We start from the raw sequence: 23,285 nt of genomic DNA on the forward strand, positions 1-23,285 counted from the left end.
GGGGTACTCCTTTGTGATTGCGGACCCGTCCTCGGGCCCATCGGGTTACCGGTCGGCGTGGGACGCGTCTCCGGGGTGTGCGAGGCGACTCGTGGTCGCCGTCCCGTCCGGCCAGGTGACCGAGACGGTGGTCTGCGGGCCGTCGGCGGTGAGAGCGACGTGGGCGACGCCCTCTCGCGCTGCGGCGAGGTCTTCGGTGGTCAGCTCCACGAGGGTCGCTGTCCACGCACCCGGCTCCACCGGGTACGTCACGAGCGGCACGGCGGCGACCGGCCCGAGCGGACTGGCGTCCTCGCGCGTCTCGACGCTCGTCGCGCCGGCGCCGATCAGGGGGCGGATGCTGCTGCTCAGGCCGTCCGCGACGACCCGGGCGGTGGCACCCGCGGTCGCCGACGCGTGCCCGCCTGAGGAGGCGAGCCGAGATGAGGAGGCAGCGTCGGTGTTTCCTTCCTCATTCCGGCCCAGCTCCTCAATCCAGGAGCGCGGAGTCGGCTCGGAAGCCAGGGCCCAGCCGCCGACGCGCAGGCGCAGAGGTGCGGCGTCGAGGCCGGCCTCAAGGGAGCGGACGCGCGCGAGGCGCAGTTCCCACGGGCCGCGGGCGAGCGAATGCACCTCGACGACCCCGGCGATCTCGACGTCTCCGTCCAGCCCCGACCCGTGGCGGTGCAGCGCGGGGCGCGGGGTGAGCCAGTGGGCGCGCGAGACAGAGGCGGCGATGCCGACGCGGCCGTCTTCGTCGTCCTGCACGCGTACGTCGATGAGCTGCATGGCGGCGCGATGGGTGGCGCGGCCGGCGTCGTCGACGAGGACGACGGACTGCTCGAGGGGCTCCTCCCACGCGCGCGCGTTCGCCAGCGGCGACGCGGCAGTGGCGTAGCCGATCCGCGCGTAGAGCGGAGAGTCGCCGACCAGGCTGCCCTCGGCGGCGTGATCGGTGCCGTGGTTCACGATCCGGACGATGCCGTCGGCGCGAGTGCCCGAGATCACCCACCCCGCCGAGCGCACGGTGCGCAGCTCGTCGCCGGTCTCGATCGGCAGCGGTTCGCTCTCGGCGGCCCAGACCGGGTGGTCGGCGGGAAGAGCCACCCCGAGGAGCCCCTTGACCGCCCAGTACGGCGAACCCGGCCCGGAGTACGACTGCGCGAGGTCGCGCCACTCGTGGTGCCAGCCCATCGTGAGGACGCCGGACCGGCCGGGCACATCCCGCCCGTCGAAGTGCGCGACGATCGCGTTGGCGGCGCGACGCAGCCGTCCGAGGGATGTCGACGGAACCTCCGCGAGCGCGCCCACCCAGAACGGCGCGGCGGCGGCGAAACGGTAGATGAGGCTGCGGCCCTGCACGAGCGGGGAGCCGTCGGCGCCGATCAGCGCCACGGCATCCTGCAGGAAGCGATCCAGGCGCGCGACATCGCCCGCGGTGCGGCCGGCGGCGAGCTCGTCGGCGCCCTGCATGCGGGACCACAGCACGGGATAGGTGTGCAGCGCCCACCCGACGTAGTGGTCGTAGGAGCGCTCGAAGCCGTCGGAGATCCAGCCCTCGTCGCGCACGAGCGCGTCGTGGAGGGCGAGGTCGTCGGCGATGTCCTGAGCCGACCACGGACCCCCGACCGAGCGCAGGAACGTCTGCACGACGATGCGGAACCACAGCCAGTTCGTCTTGGGGTACGTCGTGTCGCCGACGACGGGCGAGAGGTACTCGATGACGCGCTGCTGGGTGAGCCCGTCGAGGCGGTCCCAGATCCAGGGCCGCGTCATGTCCAGCACGAGGGCGAGCGAGGCCGCTTCGACCTTCGCCTGCGCGTGCTCGTCCAGTCGCACCCACCGGTCGGCGGCGTCCGGGTCGACGCCTGTCACGATGCCCTGCCGGTAGAAGTCGGCGAGCTCCGCGGTGCCCTCGCCGCGGGCGCCGGCGATGCGGAACCCGGCGAGCAGGAACGTGCGTGCGAAGCCCTCGAGTCCATCGACGGCGTGGCCGTAGCCGCCCTCGGCACCCGGGAAGTGAATGCGGGCGTGTCCGGCCGACGCGTGAGCGCGTGCGGTCTCGAGCAGACGGTCGGCGTACGCCAGCCATTCGTCGCGAGTCCAGTCCACGCCCGCTGCGACGGACGGCGCGCTCGGGCGCGGCGGCGAGCTCTGCTGCGGGACCGTCACGTCGAATCTCCTTCGATGCGTTCTCTCGACGCGATGACCCTTCACCGCGAGCGAACGTTTGGGAGCGTATCAACCGGATTCGGTCATTGCAAGGCTGATTCGGATTCGTTATGATCGTTTCTGATCGATTCCGTCTTCGCGTCGGAGATCCGCACGGTGGCTCCCCACCATGGTGAATCAACGAGGAGGAACCTTTTGACCACCGCGACCGACACGTTCCGCGGCGAGCTGGCCGCCGTCTACCACCGTCAGGCGGGCGCCGACGCCGGAGGGTTCGGTTCCGCTCTCGCGGCGCTCCTGGTTGCGCCCCCAGACGCGCTGCCGGTGCCGTCCGCAGCCGACCGCGACGTCTGGGGTCCGCAGGGCACCGCCGACCCGGTCGCCGTCGCCGACATCCTCCAGCGCGCCGAAGCGGACCGCGGTCGGCCCTGGCCCGTCCCATTGGCCACCGCCGCGGCGCGCCTGCATGACGACGGCGATCGCGAGGGCTGGGAGAGCGTCGTGTTCGCCCGCCAGCGGCGGCTGTCGCGCGCGGCGGTGGCGGCGGCTCACTACGCCGACGACGAGGATGCCGGTGGCCGGTGGCTCGGCGAGGTGCTCGACGGCGTCTGGCTCATCTGCGAGCAGAGCTCGTGGTGCTGGCCGGCTCATGACGATGCCTTCGCCCGGCGCGGCTCCGTCCTTCCCACGGTGACGGCACCGTACCTCGATCTCGGCGCCGGCGAGGTCGTCAGCCTGCTCACCTGGATCGACCACCTTCTCGGCGACCGGCTCGACGCCCGGTATCCCGGCATCCGCGCCCGGATCCGCCACGAGGCGCGCGTGCGGATCTTCGAGCCGTTCACCGAGCGCCGGGACTGGAAATGGCTGGGCCTGGACGGCGATGTGCACAACTGGAACCCGTGGATCCACGGCAACGTCCTGGTCGCCGCGCTGCGGCTGCTGGACGACCCGGCCGATGCGGACGAGCGCGCACGCATCGTCGCCCTCGCGGTCGAGGGCATCGACCGGTACGTCTCGGCGCTGCCCGCCGACGGCGCCATCGACGAGGGGTACGCGTACTGGTGGAACGGGGCGTGCCGCACCCTCGAGGCGCTCGACGTCCTCCGCCATGCGACCGGCGGCGTCCTCGACGCGTCCGGCATCACGGCGCTGCGCGAGACGGTGGCCTTTCCGCACCGGATGCACCTCTCCGGCGACTGGTACCTGAACCTCGCCGACGGGCAGGCACGCGTCTCGGCCATTCAGCCGTGGCACGCCCTGCATCGCGCCGCGCGCGCCATGGGAGACCGGGATGCCGCCGCCCACGCCGCGTCGCACCGCATCGCCGGCTCTCCAGCGGCCACCGAGCACGAGGGGTTCGGCCGCCTGCTGCGTGGGATCACCGACCCGGTCTGGAGGAGCGCGGCGCAGACGGCCTCACCGTTCCCCCGCGAGGTGTGGCTGCCCTCGACGCAGGTGCTCCTCGCGCGCGAGGAGAGCGGCACGGCTGCCGGTCTGACGATGGCCGTCAAGGGCGGGCACAACGGCGAGCACCACAATCACAACGACATCGGCTCGTTCGTCGTCGCGTCTGACGGCGTGCCCGTCATCGTCGACGCGGGGCGACCGACGTACACGCTCCAGACCTTCGGGCCGGACCGGTACGACATCTGGACGATGCAGAGCGGCTGGCACAACGTGCCGGTGATCGGCGGACTCGAGCAGAGCCCCGGCGCCGAATTCGCCGCATCCGACGTGAAGGTGTCGGTCGCAGACGACGAGGCGTCGCTGGCGCTCGAGCTGTCGGGCGCCTACCCGGGCGCCGACGCGTGGCACCGCCGCGTGCGGCTGGATCGCCGAGCCCGCCGGGTGTCCATCGAGGACCTGTGGACGCCGTCGGAGGGCGATCAGCCCACGCAGGTGCGGATGCTGCTGGCCGGCGAGGTGCGGCAGGCCGGCGAGGGCGTCGTCGTGACGCCGCTCGACGGTGCGCGGCCGGTCCGCCTCTCGTGGCCCGAGGGCATCACGGCGACGCTCGTGGTGCGTGAGCTCGACGATCCCGTGCTCACGAGCGTGTGGGGAACCCGACTGACGCGGGTGGATCTCGACGTGACGTCCCGCGACCGGGTCACGGTCACGGTAGAACTGGACCAGACGAACGCGGAGGACGCCCGATGACCGACCAGACACCGGCGCTGCTGGCCGCCGAGCGACGGGCGCACGTGCTCGCCACGCTCGAGCGCGACGGCGCCGTGCGGGTCGCGCAGCTCATGGAGGAGCTCGGCGTGGCCCCGGTGACGCTGCGGCGCGACCTGGCGCAGATGGAGCGCGAGGGCCTGCTCGTCCGCGTGCACGGCGGCGCCGTCCCTGCTGCAGGCGCGTTCGAGGATGCCGAGACGGGGCATCTCCCGATGTCATCGCGGGCCGGCTCGATCGCCATGCTCGTCCCGTCGCTGAGCTTCTACTGGCCGAGCGTCGTGCGCGGTGCGGAAGCGGAGGCGGCACGCCTGGGCATGCGCGTCGTGCTGCGGGGCGCGTCGTACGAGCTGCAGGACGAGCGCCCGGTGCTCGAGCGTCTCGTGCACGCCGACGGTGTGCGGGGTCTCGTCGTGGCGCCCAACACCGACACCCCGCACGCCCAGGACGTCGTGCAGTGGCTGGCGGAGTGCGGCGTGCCCAACGTGCTGGTCGAGCGCGATGCGGTGCGGCTGCCCGACGGCAGCCCCGTCGAGAACGTGACCACCGACCATGCGCTCGGCGCCGTGCTGGCCGCGCGCCACCTCGCCTCCCTCGGCCACCGCCGCGTCGGGCTCATCATCGCGCGCGACTCCCCCACGTCGCGGAAGATCGCGGCGGGATGGCAGGCCGCGTGCGCGGAGCTCGGGCTCACCCCCGCCGACCACTTCGAGACGAGCCTGCCGCCGCGCACCAGCCCCGACTTCTCGGCCGTCGTCGATGCGGCGCTGGATGCCGCGCTGTCGAACTCGGTGACGGCGATCCTGGTGCACTCGGATCCCGAGGCGATGGCGTTCGTCGATCTCGCGCTCAACCGCGGCATCTCGGTGCCCGGTGATCTCTCGGTCGTCGCGTACGACGACGAGGTGGCCGAGCTGTTCACTCCGGCGCTGACCGCGGTGAGCCCGCCGCGCGCCGCCGTCGGGCGTGCCGCCGTCGACCTCGTCGCGCGACGGATCGAAGACCCCGCCCGCGCGGTGCATCGCGTCGTGCTGAACCCCACGCTGAACGTTCGCGGTTCGACCGCTCCCCCGCGCCGCGGCTGACGCTGACGGCGTCTCAGCCGCCGGCCAGTGCGGCCGCGCGCCAGTCGGTGAGCACGCGCGCCGCCGCGCGGGTGTGCGCCCACGGCATCTCGGGAACCTCCAGCCGCCCTTCCGCGATCGCGAGCGAGAGCGCGTCGGCCTCGGCCGCCATCGGCTGCACCACCGGGAGCTCGATCACCTGCTCCTGCCCGTCACGGCGGAGGATGATGGTCGGCGGGCTCTGAGTGCGGCTGCCCCAGACATCCGGCAGGACGAGCTCGCCGTCGGTGAAGCGCACGACAGCGGAGGACGGCAGGTCGTGCACGATCGACGTCCCGATCGCCGCCGTCAGCTGTCCGAAGCCGATGTCGGCGGACGCGCTGCCGTCGACGCCCGCCACCAGGTCCGCCACGAACCCGCGGTACTGCGGGTCGTCGATGTCCTCCCCCGCCGCCGCGGCGAGATCCACGGCGAGCGCCACCGGGTAGCAGCCGACGTCGAGGATCGCGCCGCCGCCCAGCGCGGGATCGAACAGCCGCCCTTCGCGCGTGCGCGCTGCGAAGCCGAACGCCGCCTCCACCCGCCGCGGCTGCCCCAGCTCGCCGCCGCGGACGATGTCCCGCAGGGTGTCGGCGAACGGCCCGAACCGGGTCTTGAACGCCTCCAGGAACGGACGGCGCACACGGCGGGCGACCTCGAGCATCTGCTCCACTTCGGCCAGCGTCGGACTCGCGGGCTTCTCGCACAGCACCGCCTTGCCGGCCTCGAGCGCGCGGATGGCCAGGTCGGCATGGGTGGTGTGCACCGTGCCGACGTACACGGCATCCACATCGTCGCGCGCGAGCACGTCGTCGTACGTCCCGGATGCCTCGGCCCCGTGCTCGGCGGCGAAGACGGCGGCGCGATCCGGCGAGGAACTGCCGACGGCCTGCAGCACACCGTAGGCGGAGGCGCGCAGCCCCACCACGAAGTCGCGGCTGATCGCTCCGGGGCCGAGCACGGCCCACCTGGTCGTGCTGCTCGTCGCGTCGCTCATGCCGCCGATGCTATCCCGCCCCGGAGCCACCGAAGCCGCCCCGCCGTCGGGCGCGGGGCGGGCTGCTCAGGCGAGGGGCTCGGCCGCCTCGTGCGCGGCGCGGGCCGAGGAGCGCACGGCGCCGATGCTCGCCGCGATCACGAGCGCGATGCCGATCAGCTCGAGCCAGGTCATCTGCTGCCCCAGGAAGACGAATCCCGCGAGCGCGGCCGTGGCGGGCGCGAGACTCATCAGGATTGCGAAGACCGCGGCGGGCAGACGCCGCAGGGCGATGAGCTCGAAGGCGTACGGGATCGTCGACGACAGCACCGCGACCGCGGCCCCGAGCGCGACGAGATCGATCCGCAGCAGCGCGGCGCCGGCATCCGCGATCCCGAACGGCAGGGCGACGATCGCGCCGACGGCCATCGCCAGCGCCAGCCCGTCGAGCTTGGGGAACGCCCGTCCGACCCGCGCCGAGGCGAGGATGTAGAACGCCCAGCTGCCCGCCGCGCCCAGAGCGAAGAGGACGCCGAGGGGGTCCAGACGGTCCCAGCCGCCTCCGCCGAGCGCCACCACGCCGGCGAACGCCAGCACCGCCCACAGCCACGCCGAGGCACGGCGGGCGGCCACGATCGACAGCACGAGCGGACCCAGCACCTCGATCGTCACCGTGACCCCCAAGGGCAGCCGCTCCAGCGCCAGATAGAACAGCGCGTTCATGAGCGCGAGCACGAGCCCGAACAGCGCGACGGCGCGCCAGTCCGCGAGGCTGTGACCTCGCACCCGCGGCCGCGCGATCGCGAGCAGCACGATCGCCGAGAAGACCAGCCGCAGCATCACCATGCCGAGCGGCCCGACCTGCGGGAACAGCAGGACCGCGATCGAGGCGCCGACCTCCTGACACGCCAGGCCCGCGATGACCAGCAGGACCCAGGGGGCGGGCCCCGACCGACCGGTCGGCCCGGCGACGTCCCGCGGTGCTCCGGCGCTCACTCCGCGGCCGGCGGCGTGCACACCGCGGCGGCGCTGATGGCGTCGTGGTACTGCTCCGGCGTCCAGGGAAGGCCCGCTTCGGGCACCGTCTCGCCCTCCGCGGCGGGTGCCTTGGACGCGATGGCGGCGAGCTCCCACGCGAGGTACTCGCCGACGGCACCGTCGGCGGCGGAGTTGTTGAGCACGACCGCCACCGTGAGCCCGCTCTTGGCGTCGGCGAACGCGGCCGTGATGTAGCCGGGAACCTTGCCGTACTGCCCGACGAGCGAGCCGGCCATCAGCGCGCCGCCGTCGGCGGTGTACCAGGTGGGGCCGTCCGCGCTCACCGGCAACGGCGAGGCGAACCGGTCGTCGTCGGTCACGAGCGCGCCCGAGGCCAGCGCCTGCACGTACCGGCCGAGGTCTTCGATGTCGGTGACCACGCCGGCGTCGGTGAACCCGCTGCTTCCCGACGCGGCCGTGAGATCGACAGGCTGCGCGCAGTCCAGAGCGCCCTCGGCGTTGTTGACCGACTGCCCTCCCTGCAGCGCCCCGTCCGACGGCAGGTCGCCCAGCTCCGTCGCGTCGAGGCCGAGCGGGTCGGCGACGTACGTCTGCAGCAGTTCAGCGGCGCTCGCCCCGGTGGCCCGCTGCATCGCGAGGCCGAGCAGCACATATCCGGCGTCGGAATCGCGGTAGGCGGCACCGGGTTCGGTGGACCGGGGCTGACCGAGGCCGAAGCTGGCGAGGTAGCGCGGGTCCCAGTCCCGCCCGGGATTGGTGATCCACGACGCGTACAGCTGGCCCGCGTACGACCCGATCCCCGACGTGCCGTCGCACAGCTCGAGGAGGCTGACGTCCTTCAGGTCCGGAACACCGGCCACGTACTCGGTGATGCTGTCGCCGAGCTGCACCTTGCCGTCGGCGGCGACGCCGTAGAGGATGTCGCACGTCATCGCGCGGGTGATCTTGCCGCCTCGGAACCGCAGGTCGGCGGTCACCTCTCCCCCGCCATCGGGCCGCTGCGTGCCGAGCCCGGTGACCCAGCTGCCGCTCCACGGCGCCCAGACACCGACGATGGCGCCGGACGAGCCCGTGGTCCCCATCGCATGGGTCACGGCATCCGTCAGCTGCTGGATGGTCTCGTCGGGGAAGGAGCCGTCCACCTGCGCAGGCAGGTCGGGTTCGACCGTGCCGCCGAACGAGCAGCCGGCGAGGAGCAGAGCGGACATCACGGCGCCCGAGATCACCGCGACGGCGCGGCGACGTCTGGAGCGGATCCGCATTCTCACCCCCCTTGATGGTGCAATGCATTCAAACACACCCCGCTCGCCGCTGCCGCACGGCGGTCCGTAGGGTGTGAGCATGACGCACCACTTCGACGATGCGGCGCTGACCGGAGTGCTCGGCCACATGAACGGTGAGCACGGTGACGACAACCTGCTGATCGCACGCGCGTTCGCGGCGGATGCCGGGGTGACCGGTGACGTCATCACCGGCGCGCGGATGACCGGCTTCGACGGCGACCAGGGGGTCTGGGAGGCGACCCTCGACGACGAGTCCACGGTGTCGATCGCGGTGCCCTGGCCATCCCGTCCCATCTCGCAGCGGCCCGAGGTGCGGCGCGAGATCGTCGCACTGTACGACGAAGCCTGCCGCCGGCTCGGGGTGGCGCCACGACCTCACGCGTGAGGGATCGGAAAACTTCTTGTTAGGTTCGCCTTATCTTCAGTTAGCATGAAGGTATGAGCGACCCGATCCCCTTCTCGGCCGCGCTGCGCGAGCGCTCGAGCAGCTCGCACTCCTCCAGCGAGCACGCCGGGTTCATGGCCGACCTCATGCGAGGCGAGGGCACGCGGGAGGACTACATCGCGCTCGTCGCTCAGCACTGGTTCATCTACGAGGCTCTCGAGCGCACCGCGAACCAGATGCGCAACGACCCGGTGGCGTCGGTGTTCATCAGCGACAAGCTCACCCGGCTGCCGGCGCTCGAGGCCGACCTCGAGTTCCTCGTCGGTCCGGACTGGCGCGACCGCATCGAGCCGCTGCCGACGACACGGCGGTACGTCCAGCGCATCGACGAGGTGGGAGCCACGTGGGCCGGCGGCTTCGTGGCGCACCACTACACGCGCTACCTCGGCGACCTCTCGGGCGGGCAGTTCATCGGACGCCTGATGGCCCGCCGCTTCGGCTTCGAGACCAACGGCATCGGGTTCTACCTCTTCGAGGACATCGCCGACCCCAAGGCCTTCAAGGACGTCTACCGCGAGCAGCTCGACGCCGCGCCGTGGGATGCCGCCGAGCAGGAGCGTGTGATCGAAGAGGTCCTGCTGGCGTACCGCTTCAACATCGAGCTGTTCGACGATCTCGCGGCCGCGAAGGCGCAGGCCGAGGTCGCCTGACCCCCCGGTCGTTGAGCGAGCGCAGCGAGACGAAACGCCCCCCCCCGGTCGTTGAGCGAGCGCAGCGAGACGAAACGCCCCACCCCCGGCGACGACCTCAGGATGCCGCGGCCCCGCGCACGGCGGAGGCCATGAACCGCTGCACGTCGGGGTCGACCTGGATGTCGCGCGGCCGGAGCGGCCGCGACAGGTACAGGCCGTCCAGCGACGTGAGGCGCGAGAGGGCGACGTACGTCTGCCCGGGAGCGAAGGCGCCCGACCCGAGGTCGATGACGGCGCGATCGTAGGTCTTGCCCTGCGACTTGTGGATCGTCACCGCCCACGCCAGCCGCAGCGGGAACTGCGTGAACTCCGCGACGATGTCGCGGCTGAGCTGCTTGGATCCGGGGTCGTACGAGTAGCGGTACTTCTCCCACACCGACGGCTCGACGTCGAACTCCTCGCCTTCCACCTCCACGCGCACGGTGTCGCCCGCGATGCGGGTGACGGTGCCGATCGTGCCGTTGACCCACCGCGGCGGCTCGCCAAAGGATCCGGTGTCGTTGCGCAGGAACATCACCTGCGCCCCGACCTTGAGCTTGAGCTCGAGATCGGCGGGGTACGCGGCATCCCCCCGCCCGAAATCCCCGTTGACCTCGGCGACGGCCGTCTGCTCCCGCCCGATCAGCTCATCGAGGTGGCGGCGGTTGATGTTGTTGACGATGTCGTTGCGGGTGGCCAGCGTGATGATGGGATGCTCGCCGTCGGCGGGATGCGGCGGCGTGCGGGCGCCTGTGTCGTTGAGGATCTGTGCGATGTCGGCCGTGACGCGTCCGTACCGCACCGCGTTGAGCATCGCCTTGAATGCGGGATCGTTCTGACGGTGGATCTCGACGAGCTCGCGGATGTTCAACGCGGCGCCGTACGAGCCGACGTCGAGGATGCCGTCGGTGGCCGACTCGCCCACCCACACCTTGGCGTCGAAGAACCAGAAGGACCGGTAGTGGTCTCGCACGTACCGCAGTTCGTCACCCCGCGGGGGCACCGGAGCGAGCTGGTACGGGTCGCCGAACATGACGATCTGCGTGCCGCCGAAGGGCTCCGCCCGCCGGCCCCGCGCCTGCCGCAGCGCGCGGTCGATCGCGTCCATCAGGTCGGCGTTGACCATCGAGATCTCGTCGATCACGAGCGTGTCGATGGCGTTGAGGAGCTTGCGGGTCGCGTCGGACTGCTGCTCGTCGTGTGCGCCGATGATGCCGAGCGGGAGCTTGAACAGCGAGTGGATCGTCTGGCCCTCGACGTTCAGGGCCGCCACGCCCGTGGGTGCGCACACCGCGATCTGCTTGCTGGTGTTCCACGCGAGGTGCTGCAGGAGGGTCGACTTGCCCGTTCCCGCGCGCCCGGTCACGAACACGTGCTCACGCGTGTCTTCGATGAGCCGGAACAGCGCCTCCTGCTCGGGGGACAGCGGCGGCGTGGTCACTGATTCATGCTAACCAGCCGTGGCCTGCCGGCGACGCCCCGAGCCCGGGTCGGTGGGCAACCCGGCGGCATCCACAGGCCCGCTCCTGCACCGCCGAGCTGCGCTCGGGCGACTGGACGGAGCCCGTCGGAGTCCTGCGGATGCCTCCCGGCTGATGTCCTGAGGCGGTCAGGTCCGCTCCTCATTCCGCCGGTGGCTCGGCCTCCCGCCAGTGGCCGGTGCCGGCGACGACCTCGTCCATGATCGCCCGGAAGCGGGGGCACGTCGTGATGTCGTGCGAGCGGCAGCGCAGGGCGTGCTCGGTCATCCGGCGCGAACGCTCCATGTCGGCCATGCGCCGTTCGAGGTCTGCGATGTGCTCCTCCAGCACGCGGTGGCGCTCGGGCGCCTGCTCGTCCAGCAGCACGCCGATCTGCTCCAGGCTCATGCCCGCGCTCTTGCTGCGCACGATGACGCCGATCCGCACCAGGTCGTCGTCGCGATAACGCCGGCGATCGCCACCGTCCCGCTCGGGGTGCAGCAGCCCGACGTCCTCCCAATGGCGCAGCACGTGGGTGGGCAGCGAGAACCGGGCCGCGGCATCCCCGATCGACAGACTTGACTTCATGTTGACATGAAGTCACAGGATCGATCCCGACGCAACCCGACGAGAGGATCACCATGTACGACGTCATCGTCATCGGCGGAGGCCCCGCCGGCCTGCAGGCCGCCCTCACCATCGGCCGCATGCACCGCAGCGTGCTGCTGCTGGACTCCGGCGAGTACCGCAACGCGACCGTCGAGCACGCGCACAACCTCCTCACTAACGACGGGCGCGACCCGGCGGAGCTGCGCCGTATCGCGCGCGACGAGCTCGCCGCGTATCCCGACGTCGAGGTGCGCGCCGCCGCGGTCACCGCGGTCTCCGGCAGCCTCGGCGCGTTCGAGGTCTCGACAGGCGAGGCCACCGAGCGAGCCGCGCGCCTCGTGCTGGCGACCGGGATGCGCGACGAGCTGCCGGCGGTACCGGGGCTCGCCGAGCAGTGGGGCCGACGCGTCGCCCAGTGCCCCTTCTGCCACGGACACGAGTTCGCGGGCCGGCGCATCGGCATCCTGATCGAGGGGGAGCACGCGGCGATGATCGAGCGGATGCTGCGGCCGGTGGTCGCCTCGGCGTACCTGGCGCGCCCCGCCGATGTCGTCGCCGTCACCGACGCCGGGGACGGGCTGCAGCTGCAGCTCGCCGACGGAAGCGTGGAGCAGGTCGCCGGCATCTTCACCGCTGCCACGTCGACGCAGCGTGCCCCGTTCGCCGTGCAGCTCGGCTGCCGTCTGCTGCCCAGCGGCGGCGTGGAGATCGACGGGCTCGGCCGTACGACGGTGCCGGGTGTCTACGCGGCCGGCGACATGGCGCACACCCCCGCCGTGCCGGGACCGATGGTCTCGCTCGCGGCGGCGATCGCAGCCGGGCAACTGGCGGGGGCGAGTGCCGTGCGGGACGCGATCATGCCGTGAGTCGGTCTTGGGACTCCGAGTCCACAGATTCTCGTTTCCACAGGGGCCTCCCGGTCGCTGGTTTCTAAACTGGTGGCGTGGACCAAGGGGCGGTGGACACGGCATCCGGTCGCGCGAACGCGCCATCGGGGCAGGAGTCGAGCCTCCGAAGCGCGCCGCCCGCGTCCGCCACCGCGTCGGTCCAGCCACCGCGCAAGCCCCGCAGGCGCGGGCAACTCGCGGTCGATCTGACACTCCTCGCCGTCGTCGGGGCACTCCTCGTCGCTGCCGTCTTCGCCGCGTGGGGCGTGATCGAGCGGCAGTTCTACAGTCCCGCCGCTTTCGTCGAGCGTTACGTCGAGCTCCTTGCCGACGGGCGCGCGGCCGACGCCCTCGCCGTCCCGGGGGTCGCGGTGAGCTCCGCCGAGCTCGAGGCGGCGGGGCTTCCGCCGACCGCGTCCGATGCGCTCCTGCGCAGCGCCGCCCTCGCTCCGATCTCCGACATCCGGGTCGTGTCACAGGAGCAGGATGCCGACATCACGCGAGTGACGATCGACTACCGCGCGCGCGGCTACGACGGTCGCACGACGTTCGCCGTGGAGCGCGACGGCGCGATCGGCCTCGCCCCGACCTGGCGCTTCGCCACCAGCCCGCTGGCCGTCATGAATCTCGCGGTGACGGGCTCGATGCGGTTCGACATGAACGGCTTCGAGGTCGACAAGCGCCAAGTGTCACCGGAGGGGGTGGATGCCGACCCGCTGGCTCCTGTGTCACTGCTGGTCTTCTCCCCGGGCCTGTATTCGGTGTCGGTCGACACGGCCATCTCGAGCACCCCGGGCGTGGCCGTGCTCTCCGACAGCCCGTTCCGGGCGATCCCGGTCAGCGTGCAGGCGCAGCCGACCGAGGAGTTCCTGACCGTCGTGCAGGAGAAGGTCGAGGAGTTCCTCTCCGCGTGCGCCACCCAGCAGGTGCTGCAGCCGACGGCGTGCCCCTTCGGCTTCTTCGTGCAGGACCGCATCGATTCGCTGCCGACCTGGTCGATCGTGCAGCAGCCGGAAGTCGCGGTCGAGCCCGACGGGGCGGACTGGTCCATCCTTCCGGCCGAGGCCGTCGCGCACATCGAGGTGAAGATCCGCTCCCTCTTCGACGGGCGGGTCCGCTCCGTCAGCGAGGACATCCCGTTCATCGTCAAGGGCAAGATCAGCGTGCGCCCCGATGGCACCGCGTCGATCGTGGTGACAGGCCCCGACACAACCTGATCTCGGCGCCGCCCCGGCGCGGTGCGGCATCCTGCCCCTCGGCCGGTGCGGCATCCTGCGGCTTCATGCGCGGCGCAACCGAGGGAATCTGCCGATCAGAGGGCGTTCGCGACGAATCGGCCCTCGCGAGTGCAGATCTCCTCTGATCGGCCGCGGGCGGTCAGCCGCGGGAGGCGGCCTTCGCGTCGCGCTCGGCGAGCGCGGCCAGGTGCGCGTTGTAGGCCTCGAGCTCGGCATCCCCGGTGCGATCGGCGTGCCGGTCACGTCGTCTGGTCTCGCGGTCGTCGCTGCGACTCCACTGGATCGCCACGGTGATCGCGAGGATCAAGGTCGGGATCTCGCCGATCGACCAGGCGATGCCGCCGCCGGTGTACTGGTCCTCCATCGGCGAGGCGCCCCACGTGCGCCCCATCGACCCGAACCACTCAGCGATCATGAGCCCTTCCTGCATCATGATCGCGATGCCGAAGAACGCGTGCATGGCCATGATGCCGATGAGCAGCAGCAGGCGGCCGGGGTACGGCAGGCGGTACGGCACCGGATCGATGCCGATGAGCGAGAGCACGAAGAGGTAGCCGGTGATGAGGAAGTGGGCGACCATCCACTCGTGGCCGAGGTGGTCGTACAGCGACCAGCGGAAGAGGTCGGTGTAGTAGAAGACCCAGAGCGAGCCGATGAACAGCCCTGCGGCCACGAACGGATTGGTGAGCACGCGGGCGACGGGCGAGTGCACCGCCCATAGGATCCACTCGCGTCCGCCGCGGGTGCCGTCCTCGCGTCTGCGGATCGCGCGCGCGGCGAGCGTCACGGGCGCGCCCGGAACCAGCAGGAGGGGGATCGCCATGGTCAGCAGCATGTGACCCACCATGTGCATGCTGAAGAGGTAGTCCTGGTAGACGTTGATCACGCCGCCCGTGACCCACACGAGCAGCAGCCAGCCGGCCACCCACATGATGGTGCGGTAGACGGGCCAGGCGTCGCCGCGGCGGCGGAGGCGCCACACACCGACGAGGTAGAAGAAGATCGCGAAACCCGCCGCGATCGCCCACAGCAGGTCGATGTTCCACGCCGTGACCCATCGGTCGAGCGTCAGCTCGGGGGGCAGCGGCGCATCGGTGAGCCGCTCCGCCGGCGTCGGGACCTCGGGGATCAGCGGCGGCACCGGAGGCGGCGTGCGGGCGAGGGCGGCCGCGGCGCCGCTGGCCACGCCCATGAGGACGAGCTCGAAGGCGATGAGCGTCCAGAACGCGCGGGTCGCCGCGGCGGGGCGCTCGGGTCCGGCATCCTGCGGCCCTTGCATTCGGCCGATCAGTCGGGTGCGGTACCACGCGCCGAAGAAGCCGAGCGCGACCAGGGCGAGCACCTTCACGCCGAGGATGACGCCGTACGGCGAGAGCAGCGCCTCCCACTCCCGCAGGCCGATGGCGGCGCGCACCGTCCCCGAGATCGCCACGACCGCGAAGGCGGCGAGCGCGATGCTGGAGTAGCGCGCCACAGTCGCAGCACTGTCTTCCCGCGTCTGCAGCGGCCGCACGATGACGATAAGCAGCAGACCGCCGAGCCACACCGCTGCGGCCAGGATGTGCAGGATCAGTGCGGTCATCGCCTCGTGGTGGAAGGCTTCCTCGCCGGAGTGCCCCTGTGTGCCCATCGGCACGAGGGATGCCGCGGCCAGCAGCGCGACGAAGAAGGTCGCCGTCCACGACCGCACGGCGAAGGTCAGGACGGTGAGGGCTGCGCCGGCGACGGTGGTGATCAGCCACGTGCGCCCGGGCTCCGTCTCGACGATGTAGCGGCCGAGCTGGGCGCCGAACTCGGGTCCCAGGCCGATGACGGGGTTGAAGGCATCGATGAACGTCAGGAATCCGGTCGCGGCAGCGGCGAGGGTGAACACGGCCGCCGAGATCGACGCGGTGTCGAGGGCGACGTCGAAGGCGCGATCACCCGAGCGGAGCGTGAACAGCGCCGTCACCAGGACGCCGACCATCCCCGCGGCCGAGAGATTGACGATCAGCTTCGCCGTCGGCAGCCCCCACCGCACGACCGGCCCGGGGTCGGCGAGCGCAAGCGGTGCGACGCCGCCGCCGAATGCCAGGGCCCACGCCATGACCGCGATCGCCGCCACGATGAGGATCGCGGGCCCGACGGCCCGCAAGGCGCGCGGGTTCACCCTCTCAGCCTACGTCGCGCGCCCCTCCTCCTTCGCCGGGGCCGGTCTCTGCCCCGCGAGGCCGGCCTCCCTGCCCTCCCGGCCGCGGACTTCATCCGAGCGCCGAGACTTCGAGTGCGCCGCACTCGGCGCTAGGTTGGAGTTTCGCGGGTCAGGGCGGGTCGGCGGGTCGGGCGAGCCAGCGCGCGGCGCAAGGCCGGTGTCCACAGAGCAAGAGGGGGGATGCCGCGAGCCGCGGCATCCCCCCTCTTCCGGTCTGCGTCGATTACTTGACGGCAGCCTTGAGCTTCGAGCCCGCGGTGACCTTGACGCGCTTGCCCGCGGGGATCTTGATCTCCTCGCCCGTCTGCGGGTTGCGGCCGGTGCGAGCCGACGTCTCGACCTGCTCGAACGCGATCCAGCCCGGGATCGAGACCTTGCTGCCGGCGGCGACGGCGTCGGAGACGGTGGAGAAGAGGGAGTCGAGCACGCCCGAGACCGCGGACTGGCTCTGGCCGGTCGCGCTCGCGATGCTCGCGACGAGCTCGGTCTTGGTGATGGTCTTGTCGGCCATTTGGTATGTCCTCCAAAGACGGCGGACGCCGTCTTGTCATTGCTCGGACCGGATGGCTGCGCCCCCGGCTGGTCGGATCGACCGGGACCGAATGTACCCGACACGGGCCGCAGATCCGCGTATTTCTGCGGATTTCGGGCCTTCTGGGCGGCGTGTCATGGGAAATCTGTGGCAGATGTGACGAAAGTAAACTCACTCAGGGCGGTGCGCGGCGAGGAGATCCCGCGCCGTGCGGGCGAACGCGGGACCCACGCGCTCCTGTCCGTCGAGGTAGCCGCCCACGAGCGCGGCGTCGCGCAACAGCACCAAGGATGCCGCCACGGCGTCGGGATCGCGCAGCCCGGCGCCCTCCGCCAGCTGCCGCAACGTCTCGCGGAACCATTCCCGGTGTTCGGCGATGAGATCGCGCACCGGCCCTTCGCCGGGATACTCGGCGGCGGCGTTGATGAAGGGGCAGCCACGCGTGTGCCGGTCCCGGATGTCCTGCTCGATGCCGGCGACCACCAGGTCCAGCAGCACCGCGGGGTCGTCGGAGGCCTCCCCCGCCTGCGCGAAGAGTCCTCGCAGGGCACGGTCCTCGCCTTCGAGGTAGGCGAGGACGAGGCCCTCCTTCCCGGCGAACTGCTTGTACATCGTGGCGCGGGTGACGCCCGCCTCCTCGATGATGCGGTCGACGCCGACCGAGTGGATGCCCTCGTTGTAGAAGAGGTCGGTCGCCGCGTCGAGCAGGCGCTGCCGTGCAGTGGTCGGGCGGGACGCCACAGGTGCGGCGGTGGTGTTGCTCATGGTTGCCCCTCCAGCCTCCATCGTGCCACTCATCCACGCACGGCCCGCGGGAGCGAGGGGGCGAGGCATCCGGAATCGGTTCTTCAGGAATGTCTTGTGTAGATAGAACGTTCGGTCTACCATCAGGATACATCAAGCCGGAAATCCGGCTCCCGAATCGACAGACCACGTATCACCCACATCCAAGGAGCACGACATGAACACCTCGACCAAGACGCCCATCGTCCTCATCCACGGCCTCTGGATGACCCCGAAGAGCTGGGATACCTGGGCCGAGCGCTTCCGCGCGGCCGGACACGAGGTCATCGTGCCCGGCTGGCCCGGCATCGACGACCGCGCCGTCGACGACATCCGCCGCGACCCGTCCGCGCTCAAGGGCATCGGGCTGAAGCAGATCGCCGACCACTACGAGCGCATCATCCGGCAACTGCCGCAGAAGCCGATCATCATGGGCCACTCGTTCGGTGGTGTGCTCACGCAGATGCTCGCGGACCGCGGGCTCGGCGTCGCGTATGTGGGAGTTGCGCCCGGTCAGCCCGCCGGCGTCACCACGCTGCCCCTGTCCACCCTGTGGACGGGCACCCCGATCCTCTCCAACCCGTTCGGCATCAACGGCGCCAAGCCCCTGAGCAAGCGCCACTTCCACTTCACGTTCGGCAATGACCTGCCCCGCGCCGCGTCCGACGAGCTGTGGGAGGAATACGCCGTCAACTCCTACAACCGCGTCTTCTTCGAGGGCGTCTCCTCGGTTCCCCGTCCCAAGAAGGGCGTCTCACGCGTGGACTTCGGGCGCGCCGATCGCGCGCCGTTCCTCGTCATCACCGGAGAGATCGATCACGTGGTGCCGCCGGCCATCGGCAAGGCGATCGTGAGGAAGTACCGCGCGTCGGGAAGCCCCGCGATCGTCGAGTACAAGGAGTACGCCGGGCGCACGCACCGGCTGGTCAGCCAGGACGGCTGGGAGGAGATCGCCGACGACGCCCTGGAGTGGGCGACGAGCCATGCCGAGCGCAACACCGCTCTGGCGTCGCCCGAAGCCGCCGGAGCGGCGGGAGACTGACGGATGCCGACGAGCCGTGTGCACAAACTCCGCAAGCTCGGGCCCCGCGACCGGAACATCCCCGCAACTGCCCCGGGATTCCCGCAGATTTGAGGAGTTCGTGCCGCGAGCCGGACGGCGGGGCGGTCGCACAGGGGGCGCGGTTCAGGAGTGGAGGCGGCGGAGGCCGGCGATGACGTCCTCGTGCCAGCGGCGAGCGGCCGGGAGCACGCCGGTGAAGATCGGGGTGTCGTGCGTGACGCCCTGGTAGCGCACCACGCTCGCGTCGACGCCGGCTGCGCGCAGCGCGGCACCGTAGGCATCGCCGTCGCCGCGTAACGGGTCGAACTCGGCGGTGAGGATGACCGCGGGCGGCAGACCTCGGTGCGAGTCGGCCCGCAACGGCGACGCGTATGGTTCGCGCGCGTCCTGCGGGCGGGCGAGGTAGGTGCGGGCGACCGAACGCAGTTCGCGGACCGCCAGGAACCGGGGGATGCCGAGGGCCTTGGTCGCGCGCAGGTCGAGGTGGGCTCCGGTGAGGTCCACGACGGGGACCTCGAGCACCTGCAGCCGCACGTCGTGGCCGGCACGGTCGCGGTTCACGAGGGTGACGGCGGCGGCGAGGTTGCCGCCGGCGGAGGTGCCGAGCACGCCGATCCGGCTCGGGTCGACGCCCAGCTCGCCGGCATGGCCGAACAGCCACTCCAGCGCCGCGTAGCCCTGCTCGACCTGGACCGGGTAGCGGTGCTCGGGTGCGAGGGCGTAGTCCACGGCGGCAATGGCGACGTGCGCGTCGACGGCGCGGCGGCGGAACGCGGCATCCGTCGTGGGATAGTCGATGCCGCCGATGCGGAACGCGCCGCCGAAGAAGGCGAGCACGGCGGGCACGGGCGCGGTGCCGGCGACCGGCGGGTGATAGACCCGGATGCGGAACGACGGCACACCGCCCGCGGTCACCCGATGCTCTGTGATCCGCACCTCCGGACCGGCGGTTCCGACCGTGCTGAGCTCCTTGCGGTCCCACGCGAGCGCCGCGCGACGGTGGCGGGCTCGCGCCCGTGCGTGCGGGCCCTTCGGCGCCGGGGAGTTCTCGCGCTTCGCGGCCGGCGGCACCGCGGCGGCGCTGCGGCCTCCCCCGTTCTTGTCAGCCGCCGGGACGACGGTCGCCCGGCCGAACGGCCACAGCGCCGTCAGCCGCGCGCGCACCGAGCCCAGGGCCTGGTCGAACAGGTACTTCCGGTGCACGCGCAGGCGCTCTTCGAAGAACGGGTCCAGCGGCATGCCCTTATCCTGCCGCCCCGGCCTGACGTTCGGCCCAGAGGTTGAGATCACGCGACGATTGTGGTTCGCCTCGCCGCCCGACGGGCGGCCGCGGACGGCAGAAGGCCCGGCGTTCCGAGGAACACCGGGCCTTCGACGCTGTGTGGTGCGGGCTTACCAGCTGGACTTGGTCACGCCGGGCAGCTCGCCACGGTGCGCCATGTCACGGAAGCGGACACGCGAGATGCCGAACTTCGTGAGGACACCGCGGGGGCGGCCGTCGATGACGTCACGCGAACGCACACGCACCGGCGACGCGTTGCGGGGCAGCTTCTGCAGGCCCACGCGCGCGGCCTCACGCTCCTCGTCGGTCGAGTTCGGCGACACGAGCGCCTTCTTCAGCTCGGCGCGCTTGGCGGCGTAGCGGTCGACGACCTCCTGGCGCTGCTTGTTGCGCGCGATCTTGCTCTTCTTAGCCATGGATCAACGCTCCTCGCGGAATTCGACGTGCTTGCGGATGACCGGGTCGTACTTCTTCAGCACGATGCGGTCGGGGTTGTTGCGGCGGTTCTTGCGCGTGACGTAGGTGTAACCCGTGCCCGCGGTCGAACGCAGCTTGATGATCGGACGGACGTCCTGTGCCTTCTTGGCCATCAGAGCTTCACACCCTTCGCCTGCAGGTCACGCACGACAGCCTCGATGCCACGGGCGTCGATGACCTTCATGCCCTTGGCCGACACGTTGAGCTTGATGTTGCGACCCAGCGACGGAACGAAGTAGGTCTTCTTCTGCACGTTCGGGTCGAAGCGGCGCTTCGTCCGGCGGTGCGAGTGCGAGATGTTGTGACCGAAGCCGGGAACAGCACCGGTCACCTGGCACACTGCTGCCATGGTGATGTCTCCTTAGTACCGTGGAGCCGGACGGCCCCACCCAAGATCCCTTGTCTGCATCTCGAGACGTGCGCCGCCACCGCCCGGAATCTTCCGGTCGTTGAGCGAGCGAAGCGAGTCGAAACGCGAACTGCGTGCTGGAGTGCGCGCAGACAAAGAGTCAGTCTAGCACGGACGGCGTGTCGCGCTTGACGAGCGCCCCGCGACCATCAGCCCGCCTCTGCCGCCTCACGCGCTCCCCGGCCCCACCGGAACGCCGAAACGGTGGGGTCGCCGGGGATCCAGTAGCGCCACGGGAACGCGTCGGTCCCCGCCATCCCCGCCACACCCACCCTCGGCCCCGACGCCACGTCGGCCAGCGGCTCCGCGAGCAGCTCGAGCCTCGCCACCGCGCCGTGCCGGGGGCGCCCCGTGATCGCGTCGATGCCGTCGTGCACGGGATGCCGCAGCCCGATGGCGTCGCCGAGCCGGCCGGGTCCGCGCGCCAGGTCCCGCGGCGTCTTGGCCGCGGGCCGGCGCCGGGCGGCGGCATCCGTTCCCTCCAGCACCTGTCCGGCCCGCAGCAGCACACCGCCGGCGACCCCTTCCGGGCCGCAGACGACGTTGACGCAGGAATGGATGCCGTGGCTCAGGTACACGTAGAGGTGCCCCGGTTCGCCCCACATGGTGGCGTTGCGGGCGGTCGGTCCCATGCGCGCGTGCGAGCCGGGATCGGGCACGGGCCCGGTGCCGCGGCCGTGGTACGCCTCGACCTCGGTGAGCCGGACGGCGACCGTCTCGCCGTCGACCACCGTCGTGAGCCGCCCTCCGAGGAGGCGGGGCGCGACATCGGCGGGAAGCCCTCGAAGGTCGTCGCGGGTCGCCGCTCGCCAGACGCCCCGCATCATGCGGACGAGTCTACGTGCGCGTCCACCCGACGCGGGTGGTGACGCCGGCGGCGCCGCGCACTACTGTTCGGCCATGGGGAAGTGGGTCGTGCTCATCCTGCTGAGCGTCGCGCAGTTCATCATGGTGCTCGACAGCACGGTCATGAACGTCTCGATCTCGACCGTCGCGCACGACCTCGGCACCGACATCTCGGGCATGCAGGCGGCCATCACGTTCTACGCACTGACCATGGCGGCGTTCATGCTCACCGGCGGGAAGCTCGGCGATCGCTGGGGGCGCAGCCTCGCGTTCCGCATCGGCTCGGTCGTCTACGGCATCGGCTCGCTCACGACCGCCCTGGCGCCGAACCTCACGGTGCTCATGCTCGGGTGGTCGCTGGTCGAGGGACTCGGCGCGGTGCTCGTGATCCCCGCGATCGCCGCCCTCGCGGCCATCAACTACACGGGCCAGGAGCGCGTGGTCGCCTTCGCGGTGCTCGGCGCGGTCACCGGCGGTGCCGCGGCGGCCGGGCCGCTCATCGGCGGACTCGTCACGACGTACTCGTCGTGGCGGTACGTGTTCGTCGCCGAGGCCGTCGTGATGACCCTCGTGCTCATCGTGTCGGGGCGCATCAAGGACGTGCCCGCGAACCGCACGCTGCGCATCGACCTGCTCAGCGTCGTCCTGTCCGCCCTCGGCCTGGCGATGCTCGTCTACGGCATCCTGCAGTCCAAGACGTGGGGGTGGTTCGTTCCGCTTGACCCGCCTGTCGTGGGCGGCCAGCCGTTCGCGCCGCTCGGCGTCTCGCCCGTGGCGTATCTGATCCTGCTGTCGATCGTCGTGCTGTGGCTGTTCGTGAAGCGCCAGCAGCACCTCGAGCGCACCGGTGGGGTGCCGCTGCTGAAAGTGAGCCTGCTGCGCATCGCGGCGCTGCGCAGCGGCCTGACGATGTTCATGGCGCAGTACTTCGCGATCGCGGCGCTCTTCTTCGTCGTCCCGGTCTACCTGCAGACGATCCTCGGCTTCGACGCGCTGCAGACGGGCCTGAAGATCCTGCCGCTGTCGGTGGGCCTCATCCTCTTCTCGATGCTCGGCTCGCGCCTGGCGACCGTGCGCTCGGCGCGGAACATCGGCCGCATCGGCCAGCTGACACTCGGCCTCGGCCTGCTGATCGTGTTCCTCGCGGTGCAGCCCGAGCTCGCCGACTGGGCGTTCGCCGCGGGCATGTTCGTGGTCGGCGCCGGCTTCGGCCTGCTCGCCTCGCAGCTGGGGAACGTCAACATGTCGGCGGTGTCGCAGTCCGATACCTCCGAGGTCGGAGGCCTCCAGGGCACGTTCCAGAACCTCGGCTCGTCGTTCGGCACGGCCATCGTCGGCTCGGTGTTCATCCTGCTGCTCACCTCCGGGTTCACCGGCGCCGTGCAGCAGAGCCAGACGCTGCCCGACGACATCCGCGACGAGGTCGTCGCCGTCGCGTCGAAGGGCGCGCCGATCATCTCGCAGCAGCAGGCCGAGGACCTGTTGACGGATGCCGGGGCCGACCCCGACGCCGCCACCGAGATCGCCCAGCTCTACGCCGACACCCAGGTGCAGTCGCTGCGGCAGTCGCTGTTCCTCGTGTTCGCCCTGACCGTGCTCGGGCTCCTGCTCTCGACGGGCCTGCCGTCGCGGATTCCGGAGCCGGCCGCACCACCGGGAGCTGCAGCATCCGGTCCTCCGTCTCGCGCGTAGCCGGTGCTCC

At 71.2% G+C, this 23,285-nt stretch carries 22 protein-coding genes; 8 read left to right on the forward strand and 14 right to left on the reverse strand.

Annotated features, from left to right (window positions below):
- Nucleotides 1–45 precede the first annotated feature (45 nt).
- Nucleotides 46–2,151 (reverse strand): DUF2264 domain-containing protein, encoded by a 2,106-nt coding sequence (locus C9992_RS10405; RefSeq protein WP_235008184.1) that lies wholly within the window; start codon nt 2,149–2,151, stop codon nt 46–48.
- A 195-nt stretch (nt 2,152–2,346) separates the two neighbouring features.
- Between C9992_RS10405 and C9992_RS10410 the strand changes: the two genes are divergently transcribed.
- Nucleotides 2,347–4,311: a heparinase II/III domain-containing protein gene (locus tag C9992_RS10410; protein WP_106815533.1), complete on the forward strand. Its 1,965-nt coding sequence runs from the start codon at nt 2,347–2,349 to the stop codon at nt 4,309–4,311.
- Nucleotides 4,308–5,414, forward strand: coding sequence for a substrate-binding domain-containing protein (locus C9992_RS10415; protein ID WP_106815534.1), 1,107 nt, complete (start codon nt 4,308–4,310; stop codon nt 5,412–5,414). The genes C9992_RS10410 and C9992_RS10415 overlap by 4 nt, the downstream gene beginning before the upstream one ends.
- Before the next feature lie 13 nt (nt 5,415–5,427).
- Here C9992_RS10415 and C9992_RS10420 read toward each other — a convergent pair whose 3' ends face one another.
- The 3 genes from C9992_RS10420 to C9992_RS10430 all read right to left on the reverse strand — a co-directional run bounded on the left by C9992_RS10420 (nt 5,428) and on the right by C9992_RS10430 (nt 8,669).
- Entirely contained in the window at nt 5,428–6,429 is a 1,002-nt protein-coding gene (locus C9992_RS10420) for a Gfo/Idh/MocA family protein (RefSeq protein WP_106815535.1), read from the reverse strand.
- Between the two features lie 66 nt (nt 6,430–6,495).
- Nucleotides 6,496–7,404 (reverse strand): EamA family transporter, encoded by a 909-nt coding sequence (locus C9992_RS10425; protein WP_407662234.1) that lies wholly within the window; start codon nt 7,402–7,404, stop codon nt 6,496–6,498.
- On the reverse strand, nt 7,401–8,669 hold the full coding sequence (locus tag C9992_RS10430; RefSeq protein ID WP_106815536.1) for a serine hydrolase domain-containing protein: 1,269 nt from the start codon (nt 8,667–8,669) through the stop codon (nt 7,401–7,403). The genes C9992_RS10425 and C9992_RS10430 overlap by 4 nt, the downstream gene beginning before the upstream one ends.
- Nucleotides 8,670–8,748: 79 nt before the next feature.
- On the opposite strand from C9992_RS10430, the gene C9992_RS10435 reads away from it, so the two are divergent.
- Both C9992_RS10435 and C9992_RS10440 read left to right on the forward strand, forming a co-directional pair.
- A complete protein-coding gene (locus C9992_RS10435; RefSeq protein WP_106815537.1) occupies nt 8,749–9,075 on the forward strand; it encodes a DUF2470 domain-containing protein in 327 nt (108 codons plus the stop codon).
- A 53-nt stretch (nt 9,076–9,128) separates the two neighbouring features.
- Complete coding sequence (locus C9992_RS10440) at nt 9,129–9,785, forward strand: biliverdin-producing heme oxygenase (RefSeq protein ID WP_106815538.1); 657 nt, start codon at nt 9,129–9,131, stop codon at nt 9,783–9,785.
- Nucleotides 9,786–9,882: 97 nt separating this feature from the next.
- Here the strand turns inward: C9992_RS10440 and C9992_RS10445 are convergent, their stop codons facing one another.
- Together C9992_RS10445 and C9992_RS10450 are read right to left on the reverse strand one after the other, a co-directional pair.
- Nucleotides 9,883–11,247: an ATP-dependent DNA helicase gene (locus C9992_RS10445; RefSeq protein ID WP_106815539.1), complete on the reverse strand. Its 1,365-nt coding sequence runs from the start codon at nt 11,245–11,247 to the stop codon at nt 9,883–9,885.
- A gap of 181 nt (nt 11,248–11,428) precedes the next feature.
- Complete coding sequence (locus C9992_RS10450) at nt 11,429–11,854, reverse strand: MerR family transcriptional regulator (RefSeq protein ID WP_106815540.1); 426 nt, start codon at nt 11,852–11,854, stop codon at nt 11,429–11,431.
- Nucleotides 11,855–11,907: 53 nt separating this feature from the next.
- On the opposite strand from C9992_RS10450, the gene C9992_RS10455 reads away from it, so the two are divergent.
- The gene (locus C9992_RS10455; RefSeq protein ID WP_106815541.1) at nt 11,908–12,741 is read left to right on the forward strand and encodes an NAD(P)/FAD-dependent oxidoreductase; all 834 of its coding nucleotides are present in this window, start codon (nt 11,908–11,910) and stop codon (nt 12,739–12,741) included.
- Nucleotides 12,742–12,818: 77 nt separating this feature from the next.
- Nucleotides 12,819–13,979: a hypothetical protein gene (locus tag C9992_RS10460; protein WP_407662235.1), complete on the forward strand. Its 1,161-nt coding sequence runs from the start codon at nt 12,819–12,821 to the stop codon at nt 13,977–13,979.
- A gap of 160 nt (nt 13,980–14,139) precedes the next feature.
- Here the strand turns inward: C9992_RS10460 and C9992_RS10465 are convergent, their stop codons facing one another.
- From C9992_RS10465 to C9992_RS10475, 3 genes are all read right to left on the reverse strand, one after another.
- Nucleotides 14,140–16,149, reverse strand: coding sequence for a cytochrome c oxidase assembly protein (locus C9992_RS10465; protein WP_106815542.1), 2,010 nt, complete (start codon nt 16,147–16,149; stop codon nt 14,140–14,142).
- A gap of 265 nt (nt 16,150–16,414) precedes the next feature.
- Complete coding sequence (locus tag C9992_RS10470) at nt 16,415–16,702, reverse strand: HU family DNA-binding protein (RefSeq protein ID WP_106815543.1); 288 nt, start codon at nt 16,700–16,702, stop codon at nt 16,415–16,417.
- 192 nt (nt 16,703–16,894) lie between these two features.
- Nucleotides 16,895–17,488, reverse strand: a complete 594-nt coding sequence (locus tag C9992_RS10475) for a TetR/AcrR family transcriptional regulator (protein ID WP_106815544.1) — start codon at nt 17,486–17,488, stop codon at nt 16,895–16,897.
- A 196-nt stretch (nt 17,489–17,684) separates the two neighbouring features.
- Here C9992_RS10475 and C9992_RS10480 point away from each other — a divergent pair, with 196 nt between their 5' ends.
- Nucleotides 17,685–18,548, forward strand: coding sequence for an alpha/beta hydrolase (locus tag C9992_RS10480; protein WP_106815545.1), 864 nt, complete (start codon nt 17,685–17,687; stop codon nt 18,546–18,548).
- A gap of 144 nt (nt 18,549–18,692) precedes the next feature.
- Here C9992_RS10480 and C9992_RS10485 read toward each other — a convergent pair whose 3' ends face one another.
- The 5 genes from C9992_RS10485 to C9992_RS10505 all read right to left on the reverse strand — a co-directional run bounded on the left by C9992_RS10485 (nt 18,693) and on the right by C9992_RS10505 (nt 21,564).
- On the reverse strand, nt 18,693–19,808 hold the full coding sequence (locus C9992_RS10485) for an alpha/beta hydrolase (RefSeq protein ID WP_106815546.1): 1,116 nt from the start codon (nt 19,806–19,808) through the stop codon (nt 18,693–18,695).
- 153 nt (nt 19,809–19,961) lie between these two features.
- Complete coding sequence (gene rpsN / locus C9992_RS10490; RefSeq protein WP_106815547.1) at nt 19,962–20,267, reverse strand: 30S ribosomal protein S14; 306 nt, start codon at nt 20,265–20,267, stop codon at nt 19,962–19,964.
- A 3-nt stretch (nt 20,268–20,270) separates the two neighbouring features.
- Nucleotides 20,271–20,441, reverse strand: a complete 171-nt coding sequence (gene rpmG / locus C9992_RS10495) for a 50S ribosomal protein L33 (RefSeq protein WP_005051772.1) — start codon at nt 20,439–20,441, stop codon at nt 20,271–20,273.
- The gene (gene rpmB / locus C9992_RS10500; protein WP_106815548.1) at nt 20,441–20,677 is read right to left on the reverse strand and encodes a 50S ribosomal protein L28; all 237 of its coding nucleotides are present in this window, start codon (nt 20,675–20,677) and stop codon (nt 20,441–20,443) included. The genes rpmG and rpmB overlap by 1 nt, the downstream gene beginning before the upstream one ends.
- 209 nt (nt 20,678–20,886) lie before the next feature.
- On the reverse strand, nt 20,887–21,564 hold the full coding sequence (locus tag C9992_RS10505) for a DNA-3-methyladenine glycosylase (protein WP_106815549.1): 678 nt from the start codon (nt 21,562–21,564) through the stop codon (nt 20,887–20,889).
- 73 nt (nt 21,565–21,637) lie between these two features.
- Here C9992_RS10505 and C9992_RS10510 point away from each other — a divergent pair, with 73 nt between their 5' ends.
- Nucleotides 21,638–23,275: an MFS transporter gene (locus C9992_RS10510; RefSeq protein ID WP_106815550.1), complete on the forward strand. Its 1,638-nt coding sequence runs from the start codon at nt 21,638–21,640 to the stop codon at nt 23,273–23,275.
- Nucleotides 23,276–23,285 lie beyond the last annotated feature (10 nt).

Origin of the sequence: Microbacterium timonense (genome assembly GCF_900292075.1) — a bacterium.
Classification (GTDB): Bacteria; Actinomycetota; Actinomycetes; order Actinomycetales; family Microbacteriaceae; genus Microbacterium; species Microbacterium timonense.

Coding starts and splice junctions, on each gene's coding strand:
- rpmG (WP_005051772.1), bottom strand. CDS start 20,441: ATGGCCAAGAAGGCACAGGACGTCCGTCCGATCATCAAGCTGCGTTCG.
- C9992_RS10420 (WP_106815535.1), bottom strand. CDS start 6,429: ATGAGCGACGCGACGAGCAGCACGACCAGGTGGGCCGTGCTCGGCCCC.
- C9992_RS10455 (WP_106815541.1), top strand. CDS start 11,908: ATGTACGACGTCATCGTCATCGGCGGAGGCCCCGCCGGCCTGCAGGCC.
- C9992_RS10510 (WP_106815550.1), top strand. CDS start 21,638: ATGGGGAAGTGGGTCGTGCTCATCCTGCTGAGCGTCGCGCAGTTCATC.
- C9992_RS10415 (WP_106815534.1), top strand. CDS start 4,308: ATGACCGACCAGACACCGGCGCTGCTGGCCGCCGAGCGACGGGCGCAC.
- C9992_RS10450 (WP_106815540.1), bottom strand. CDS start 11,854: ATGAAGTCAAGTCTGTCGATCGGGGATGCCGCGGCCCGGTTCTCGCTG.
- C9992_RS10440 (WP_106815538.1), top strand. CDS start 9,129: ATGAGCGACCCGATCCCCTTCTCGGCCGCGCTGCGCGAGCGCTCGAGC.
- C9992_RS10505 (WP_106815549.1), bottom strand. CDS start 21,564: ATGATGCGGGGCGTCTGGCGAGCGGCGACCCGCGACGACCTTCGAGGG.
- rpmB (WP_106815548.1), bottom strand. CDS start 20,677: ATGGCAGCAGTGTGCCAGGTGACCGGTGCTGTTCCCGGCTTCGGTCAC.
- rpsN (WP_106815547.1), bottom strand. CDS start 20,267: ATGGCTAAGAAGAGCAAGATCGCGCGCAACAAGCAGCGCCAGGAGGTC.
- C9992_RS10480 (WP_106815545.1), top strand. CDS start 17,685: ATGAACACCTCGACCAAGACGCCCATCGTCCTCATCCACGGCCTCTGG.
- C9992_RS10475 (WP_106815544.1), bottom strand. CDS start 17,488: ATGAGCAACACCACCGCCGCACCTGTGGCGTCCCGCCCGACCACTGCA.
- C9992_RS10470 (WP_106815543.1), bottom strand. CDS start 16,702: ATGGCCGACAAGACCATCACCAAGACCGAGCTCGTCGCGAGCATCGCG.
- C9992_RS10430 (WP_106815536.1), bottom strand. CDS start 8,669: ATGCGGATCCGCTCCAGACGTCGCCGCGCCGTCGCGGTGATCTCGGGC.
- C9992_RS10435 (WP_106815537.1), top strand. CDS start 8,749: ATGACGCACCACTTCGACGATGCGGCGCTGACCGGAGTGCTCGGCCAC.
- C9992_RS10485 (WP_106815546.1), bottom strand. CDS start 19,808: ATGCCGCTGGACCCGTTCTTCGAAGAGCGCCTGCGCGTGCACCGGAAG.